The sequence below is a fragment of the Marinobacter sp. genome, assembly GCF_041984545.1.
In the GTDB taxonomy this organism is placed as follows: domain Bacteria; phylum Pseudomonadota; class Gammaproteobacteria; order Pseudomonadales; family Oleiphilaceae; genus Marinobacter.
The window spans coordinates 1-650 of the sequence record NZ_JBHIXV010000091.1; the positions used below are offsets into that span (position 1 = coordinate 1).

Below are 650 nucleotides of genomic sequence, written 5' to 3' on the forward strand. Positions count from 1 at the left end.
CTCATCCCGCTCTGTCACCCGCTTCCGCTGACAAGCGTGAAGGTCGACATTGAGCCGATTGCTGGCGAGAGCGCCCTTGCCGTCACCGCACGGGCCAAGACAAGCGGCCAGACCGGCGTCGAGATGGAAGCGCTGACTGCCGTGTCAGTCGCCTGCCTCACGCTCTACGACATGCTGAAAGCCGTCGACAAGGCGATGGTGATTGGCAGGATCGAACTCGTCGAGAAAACGGGCGGAAAGTCCGGAGACTACCGGAAGGGCGAGCCTTGAACGACCTGACAAGCGTCGACGAGGCCCTGCGCCTCCTCGCCGAACACGCACCGACCCCCACCATGGAAATCGTCGACCTCGCCGACGCGCTCGGCCTGCGACTGGCGAGCGATGTCGTTGCGCAGGTGTCGCGTCCGCCTGCCGCCGTCTCGGCAATGGATGGCTATGCCGTCCGTATCGCCGATGTCGCGGCCACCGGTTCGACCCTCGATGTCATCGGCGAAGCGCCTGCTGGCGCGCCGTTTGAAGGAACGCTCGGCCCCGGACAAGCGGTTCGCATCTTTACCGGCGGCGTCCTGCCGGCGGGGGCAGACCATATCGTCATACAGGAAGATGCCACCCGCGACGGTGATACCCTTACCTGTCACCGCGCCTATGAC

Annotated in this window: 1 protein-coding gene and 1 pseudogene; both read left to right on the forward strand. The window is 64.9% G+C overall.

Annotation, left to right across the window (positions count from 1 at the left end):
- Nucleotides 1-270, forward strand: a 270-nt coding sequence (locus ACFC20_RS17665) for a cyclic pyranopterin monophosphate synthase MoaC (RefSeq protein ID WP_375194125.1), incomplete at its 5' end; no start/stop codon positions are given.
- Nucleotides 267-650: pseudogene (locus ACFC20_RS17670) on the forward strand (molybdopterin molybdenumtransferase MoeA); the annotation flags it as partial. The gene ACFC20_RS17665 and the pseudogene ACFC20_RS17670, both read left to right, overlap by 4 nt.